Source organism: Methylobacterium sp. WL6, assembly GCF_008040095.1.
GTDB lineage: Bacteria > Pseudomonadota > Alphaproteobacteria > Rhizobiales > Beijerinckiaceae > Methylobacterium.
The window spans coordinates 1-6,298 of the sequence record NZ_VRVH01000261.1; the positions used below are offsets into that span (position 1 = coordinate 1).

Below are 6,298 nucleotides of genomic sequence, written 5' to 3' on the forward strand. Positions count from 1 at the left end.
GCCCGGAGCGGACGGCCTCGCCCGCCGCCCGCAGCTCGCCCGCGAGCTCGCGCCCGTGGGCCGCCATCCAGGTGTTGTGCCAGACCAGCATCAGCACGGCGACGATGAGCACGGCGGCGTTGAGCAGGTCCTGCCCCGCGCCCTCGAACGCGTCCGAGATCTTCTCGGCGAACAGCGCGACGAGGGCGGCGCCGGCCAGGCCCCCGACGATGCCGAGCGCGACCCAGCGGCCGCGCCCGGGAATGCCGCGGGTGGCCGCCAGCACGATCGAGATGATGAGGCCCGCCTCGATGACCTCGCGGAAGGCGATGACGAAGGCTCCGATCATGCGGATATCCCGGCTTTCGCGTTGATGGGGCGCTCGCGCGCTACCAGATCCAGAACAGAAGCGCCCAGTTCGCCACCGCGAGGCCCGCGGCGGCACCGATGCACAGGGTGGTGGCGACCCGGCGCGGGCCGCCGGCCGACAGGCCGGCGATCCGCCAGGCCAGCCAGAGGCTCCACAGGCTGGCCCCGCCGAGGAGGCCGGCGCGGACCTCGTCGACGTAGGGCAGGACGAAGCCCTCGCCGCGCAGGAAGGTGACCGTGAGCGCCGAGAGGCCGAGGAAGACGCCGCAGCCGGCGATCGGGATCAGCGCCTGCGTCAGGTGGTGGAAGCGGGCGGTGGACCACGGCCCGCCCGCGCGGGTCGCGAGCGCGACCAGGCCGGTCAGCGCGAGCCCGATGCCGAGGCAGGCGGCGGCGATGTAGGCGAGCAGCATCGCGCCGTCGAGGAGGGTGAGCACGTCGTTGTGCTCGGGGTAGTTCGTCAGCACGAACCACGGCGCCGAGGTCTCCAGCGGCCAGGTGACGCCGCGCTCGATCAGCCAGGTGGCGAGCCACTGCTTGCCGTCGATGTACCAGGGGCTCGACGACCACTGGAACGCGCCGACGGCGAGGCCCATCATGCCGAACAGGATCAGCACGGTCTGGTCGAGGGAGGGCTCGTCGCCGGCCACGTGCACGATCTCGTGGTTGGGCGAGCGGCGGGCCAGCCGCACGGCGCCGCGATAGCCGCTGCAGCGCCCGCACATGTGGCAGGCGCCCGAGCCGCGCATGGTCTTCACCGCCACGAGGGGCGCGCAGTTGAAGCCTTGCCCCGGCTTCGGCTTCGGCGAGGCGCTCCAGGCGGCGCCGTCGACCTGGAAGCTCACCGGCGCGAGCTTGGAGAGCACCGCGAACACGCCGTTGACCGGGCAGAGGTAGCGGCACCACACCCGCTTGTTGCGCCCGTACACGGCGCCGACGAGGATCGCCGCCACGGTCGAGCCGCCGAGCACGGCGAGCACCGGCTTCGGGTAGCCGTAGACGCTGACCATCTGGCCGTAGACCGTGGTGCCGGCGAACGCCAGGAACGGCCACCCGCCCCAGGTGATCCAGCGCGGCACGGCGCGGCCGAGGCTCCACCGGCTGGCGAACTCGGTGAGCGTGCCTTCGGGGCACAGCACCCCGCACCAGGCGCGCCCGGCGATGACCATGCTGAGCAGCACGAACGGCCACCAGATGCCCCAGAACGCGAATTGCGCCGCCAGCGTCAGGTTCGACCAGAGATGGGCGCCGCGGTCGGGCAGCGGCAGGAAGGCAGGCACGGCCACGAGCACGACGTAGATGCCGACCACCGCCCACTGGATGGTGCGCAGCACGCCGCCGTGCCGGCGGAGCCAGTCGCCGAAGTCGGCGAGGCGTCCGTCGATCCAGGCCTCCCGGCCGGGGCTGAGGGTCGCGCCGGCCACCGGCTACTTCGCCACCGAGTCCTTGGCCACCAGCGTCGCCTTCGCCTCCGGATGGAAGTCGTCGAAGACGTCGTAGCTGCCAGGATCGAGGGTGCGGAAGATGATCGACGAGGTCGAGCCGGCGGCGAGCGCCTTCTCGCGCTTCAGCTCGAGGCTCTCGAACTCCACCGGCGAGGTGCCGGTGTTCGAGATCTCCAGCTTGAAGCGGGTCTTGGCCGGAACCTCGATGATCGCGGGCAGGATCACGCCGTCCTTCATCTCGACCTTGATCACCGGCATGTCGTCGGCGCGCGCGGCCCGAGGCGCCAGGAGAAGCGGTGCGAGGGCGAGCAGCGCCCAGCGGGCGGGAAGACCGGTCGCGGCCCGCATCCTCAGTACGCGCCCTTCTTGCCGATGCCGGCGAAAGTGAAGTCCTGGGTGATGTCGAACGGCTTGAACCACTCGGCCACCCCGGTCTCCTTGTCGACGTGGCGGCCGAAATGGGCGTGCGGGCCGGGGGGCGCCACGGTGAGCTTGAGGCGGTAGCGGCCCGGCCCGAACAGCTTGACGTTGTCGCCGTAATGCGGGCCGTCGTTGGCGACCATGCCCATCAGCGGCCCCGAGACCTTCTGGTCGGTGGGCTTGTCGCCGTCGAGCTTCACCACCTCGAAGGTCACGGTCAGCGACGGCACGAAGTCGCCCTCGGCGAAGCCGTTGCGGTTGTCCTTGGCGGCGCGGATGTCGGCCTCGAGGTGCAGGTCGGACTGTGCCGCCGCGCGCATCATGTCGGGCGGGTCCATCTCGATCGGCTGCAGGTACACCGCCGCGACCTCGAGACCGTTCTGGGTCACGTGGGGCCCGACGGGGATCTCCTTGGCGACCGCGGAGGCGGTGAGGCCGGCCAGGCCGGCGAGCAGGGGGAGGGTGAGACGGAGCGCGCGCATGGGATGCATCGCATACCCGGCCGCGCTGAAATTGGAAGAGGCTTGTTCGTCACATGCTCAAATCATAATCGTTCCAAACTGGGAACTATAAAGTCCAGGTTGGTGAAAATCAGCCGGATTGAAAGATGAATCACAGATCTCGGAAGCTCGATTTCCGGCGGGTGCCTGCCCCGCCGGAGGTCTCGACTTAGAAATGCCCTGCGAGCAGCACGACGCCGAAGGCGACCACCGCGCCGCCGAGCATGGGAGCCATGACCGTACGGCGGGTGCCGGCCGCGATCGCCAGGCCGAGGCCGAGGCCGGCGGCGTGGAGCAGGGCGGTGCCGGCGAGGAACCCGAGGCCGTAGACGAGGCCGGAGGCGGTCTCGGGCATCTCCGCGCCGTGGGCGTAGCCGTGGAACGCGGCAAAGCCGCCGACGAGGGCGCCGAGCGCGGCGACCGGAAGCCGGAGGCCGAACGCGGCCGCGAGGCCGAAGGCGACCACCGACAGGGCGATCCCGGTCTCGGCCACCGGCAGGCCGAGGCCGGAGACCTCGACGCCCGCCATGCCGAGCCCGGCGCCCGCCGCCATCAGCGCCAGGAAGGCCGCGGGCAGCGCCCACAGGGCCCGGCCGCCGCGCAGGGCCGCCAGCAGCCCGACCGCGACCATGGCGAGGACGTGGTCGGCTCCGCTCACCGGGTGCAGGAAGCCGTGGACGAGGCCCGCGGCCTCGCCGTGGCCGGGATGGGCGAGCGCCGCCTGCGGCAGCAGGACGAGGGCGGGAAGAGCGAGGGCGGCGAGACGCTTCATGGGGTGTCCTGACGGTCTGGTCGGGTCGATCATCGGATGGATGGGCGGCGGGCGCCAGGGGTCACCGACACCCTGGCAAAAATCACTCCATCGTCGGGGCGAGGGTCTTCACCCCCGGGACGTCCTCCCCGAGCCACGCCGCGTTCTTGGCGGTGCCGTCGAAGGTCGCGCTGGTCTTGAACAGCTCGTACTTGCCTTCGAGCGCGTAGGGGCGGCTGCGCCCGAGCAGCTCGGCGACCGCCGCCTTGTCCATCGGCCGGAAGGTCTTCACCGCCTCGAATGCCTGGTCGAGGTCGCGCTGGCTCTGGATGCCGGTGATCAGCACCGAGACCGGCAGGTTGAGGCCGAAATGCAGGTACTCGATCGGCTTGATCGGCGCGTCGCTCTTCAGGATGACGCCGTCGCCGAAGGTCTTCATGCCGAGCGCGGCGATGCCGTTCTGCACGAGGTAGGGCAGGACGAGGTGGCCGAACGAGCGGAAATGCGCGTCCATGACGTTGAGCGGCATCTGCACCGAATCGAACTGGAACCCGCGCTCGTGGGCGACCTCCAGCATCTGCAGATGGATGCGCGGGTCCTTGTGCCCGGTGAAGCCGATGTAGCGCAGCTTGCCCGCCTTCTTCGCCTCGACGAAGGCCTCCATCGCGCCGCCCTCGGCGAAGACCCGGTCCGGGTCGTCGTAGCGCAGGATCTCGTGGTGCTGGACGAGGTCGATCCGGTCGGTGCGCAGGCGGTGCAGCGAGGCATCGATCTGCTTCATCGCCTCCTCCTTGGTGCGCCCGTCCATCTTGGACATCAGGAACACCTTGTCGCGCCGGCTGCCTTCCTGCAGCGCCGCGCCCATGCGCAGCTCGGAGCGGCCCTCGTTGTAGTCCCAGCAATTGTCCATGAAGGTGATGCCGCGCTCGATCCCCTGGTGGATCAGCCGCGTCGCCTCGTCGTCCGTCACCGCGCTCTTGCCGAGGTGGAACCCGCCCATGCCGATGGCCGAGATCTTGTCGGAATGGCGCCCGAAGGCGCGATAGAGCATCTCGCCGCGGCGCTCGCCCGGATCGGTGACGAGGGGGAGGCTCGCGGGATCGGACGGCCGGTTGCCGGGCAGGGCCGTCGGGTCGACGGCCGCGGTGGCGGTGGCGGTGCTGCCGCCGGCTGCGGCGAGGCCCGCGCCGACGACGGCGCTCTGAAGGAAGCTGCGGCGTTCCATGGGATTCTCCTGAGTTCGGGCGACGGATCGGTTCAGCCGGCCGCCCGGAGGCGTTCGGCGGTGTGGAGCAGGCGCAGGGCGGCGCAGGCCGCGCCGTAGCCGTTGTCGATGTTGACGACCGCGAGGCCGGGGGCGCAGCTCGCGAGCATCGCGTCGAGCGCCGTGCGGCCGCCCTCGGCGACGCCGTAGCCGACCGAGGTCGGCACGCCGATCACCGCGCCGGCGACGAGGCCGCCGAGCACGCTGGGCAGCGCCGCGTCCATGCCGGCGACGCAGATCACCACCGGGTGCGCGCGGATCTCGTCGAGGCGCCGGGTCAGCCGCCACAGGCCGGCGACGCCGACATCGGCGACGAGGGTCGCCGCGCAACCCTGGTAGGCCAGCGTCCGCAGCGCCTCGCGGGCGACCGGCACGTCGGAGGTGCCGGCCGCGACCACAGCGATGCGGGCCGGCCCCTCGACCGGACGGGCAGCACCGAAGACGGCGGTGCGCGAGACCGGGCAGTAATCCAGCGCCGCGCGGTGGGCCGCCTGCAGGGCGGCGTGCTTGTCCGCGTCGAGGCGGGTCAGGAGGAAGCGCGCCTCCCGCTCGGCCGCGGCAGCGAGGATCGCGTCGATCTGCGCGGCGGACTTGCCGGCGCAGAACACCGCCTCCTCGACGCCGATCCGGTCGGCGCGGGCGAAATCCAGGGTGAACTCGTCGGAAACGCTCATGCCCGGGCCCCGCCGCCGACGAGAAAGGCGCTGCCGGTGCGGTAGGGCTCGAAGCGGATCGCGTTCGCGGCGAGGCGTCCCGGTGCCTGCGCCGCGATCCAGCCTTCGAGCGCGTCCCGGCCGCCGGCATCGAGCGCCGCGAGGCTCGCCGGATCGAGCTCGACGACGATCCCCGCGGCGCGCACGCGGCAGCGCACGGCGCGGCCCGGCTCCGCCCGGGTCGCCAGCGCGGCCCCGACGCGGCGCTCGACCGCGTGGATGAAGGCCAGCACCTCCGGCTCGATGCGGATGCCGGTCTCGACCCGGCTCGACAGGCAGGGGGCGGAGGGCAGCTCGGCCACCGCGCCGAGGCCGAGATCGCGGCTCAGCCGCCGCACCGCCGCCTTGTCGAGGCCGGCCTCGACGTAGGGGTGGCGGACGCCGTAGCCGGCCGCGGCGTCGAGGCCGGGCCGGTACTCGCCGAGGTCGTCGAGGTTGGCGCCCGAGGCCATCGGCCGGTCGGTGACGCCGCGGATCGCGCCGTAGAGATTGGTCTTGCAGAAGAAGCAGCGGTTCACCGGGTTGGCGCGATAGGCCGGATCGGAGAACTCGCCGGCCTCGATCACCCGCAGGCTCCAGCCGGCGCGCGCCGCCTCGGCGCGGACGCGGGCGGTGGCTTCCGCCGGCACGGCGGGGGAGGCGGCATGCACCATCAGCGCGGCGTCGGCGCCGAGCACGCGATGGGCGAGCGCCGCCAGCGTCAGGCTGTCGACGCCGCCGCTCACCGCCACGGCGACGGACCCGATCTCGCGCAGGACGGCCTCGAGCCGGGTGGGAAGGGCGCTCACGACGTCGGCTCCGGCCTCTCGAGGGCGATCCGCTCGGCCTCGCGGCGCAGGGCGGCCCGGGCGGCGTGG

8 protein-coding genes are annotated in these 6,298 nt (G+C 72.3%); all 8 read right to left on the reverse strand.

The annotated features are described in order from the left end of the window. Window positions 1-328, reverse strand: a 328-nt coding sequence (locus FV230_RS22740) for an FTR1 family protein (protein ID WP_187275591.1), incomplete at its 3' end; no start/stop codon positions are given. Between the two features lie 40 nt (window positions 329-368). Continuing rightward, window positions 369-1,772, reverse strand: coding sequence for a 4Fe-4S binding protein (locus FV230_RS22745; RefSeq protein WP_147844019.1), 1,404 nt, complete (start codon window positions 1,770-1,772; stop codon window positions 369-371). A 3-nt stretch (window positions 1,773-1,775) separates the two neighbouring features. Further along, window positions 1,776-2,141, reverse strand: coding sequence for a cupredoxin domain-containing protein (locus FV230_RS22750; RefSeq protein WP_147844020.1), 366 nt, complete (start codon window positions 2,139-2,141; stop codon window positions 1,776-1,778). A 2-nt stretch (window positions 2,142-2,143) separates the two neighbouring features. Further along, entirely contained in the window at window positions 2,144-2,695 is a 552-nt protein-coding gene (locus FV230_RS22755) for an iron transporter (RefSeq protein WP_147844021.1), read from the reverse strand. Between the two features lie 187 nt (window positions 2,696-2,882). Beyond that, window positions 2,883-3,485 carry a HupE/UreJ family protein gene (locus FV230_RS22760; protein ID WP_147844022.1) on the reverse strand — a complete coding sequence of 201 codons (603 nt, stop codon included), beginning with the start codon at window positions 3,483-3,485 and terminating at the stop codon, window positions 2,883-2,885. Window positions 3,486-3,567: 82 nt separating this feature from the next. Continuing rightward, complete coding sequence (locus tag FV230_RS22765; RefSeq protein ID WP_147844023.1) at window positions 3,568-4,689, reverse strand: aldo/keto reductase; 1,122 nt, start codon at window positions 4,687-4,689, stop codon at window positions 3,568-3,570. Window positions 4,690-4,721: 32 nt separating this feature from the next. Continuing rightward, a complete protein-coding gene (gene larB, locus FV230_RS22770) occupies window positions 4,722-5,402 on the reverse strand; it encodes a nickel pincer cofactor biosynthesis protein LarB (RefSeq protein ID WP_147844024.1) in 681 nt (226 codons plus the stop codon). Beyond that, window positions 5,399-6,229 carry an adenine nucleotide alpha hydrolase gene (locus tag FV230_RS22775; RefSeq protein WP_147844025.1) on the reverse strand — a complete coding sequence of 277 codons (831 nt, stop codon included), beginning with the start codon at window positions 6,227-6,229 and terminating at the stop codon, window positions 5,399-5,401. Before FV230_RS22775 ends, larB begins: the two co-directional genes overlap by 4 nt. Window positions 6,230-6,298: the final 69 nt, after the last annotated feature.

Bases quoted from the DNA above. Each gene is read 5' to 3' on its own strand.
- larB (WP_147844024.1), bottom strand. From the start codon at position 5,402: ATGAGCGTTTCCGACGAGTTCACCCTGGATTTCGCCCGCGCCGACCGG.
- FV230_RS22755 (WP_147844021.1), bottom strand. From the start codon at position 2,695: ATGCGCGCGCTCCGTCTCACCCTCCCCCTGCTCGCCGGCCTGGCCGGC.
- FV230_RS22760 (WP_147844022.1), bottom strand. From the start codon at position 3,485: ATGAAGCGTCTCGCCGCCCTCGCTCTTCCCGCCCTCGTCCTGCTGCCG.
- FV230_RS22750 (WP_147844020.1), bottom strand. From the start codon at position 2,141: ATGCGGGCCGCGACCGGTCTTCCCGCCCGCTGGGCGCTGCTCGCCCTC.
- FV230_RS22765 (WP_147844023.1), bottom strand. From the start codon at position 4,689: ATGGAACGCCGCAGCTTCCTTCAGAGCGCCGTCGTCGGCGCGGGCCTC.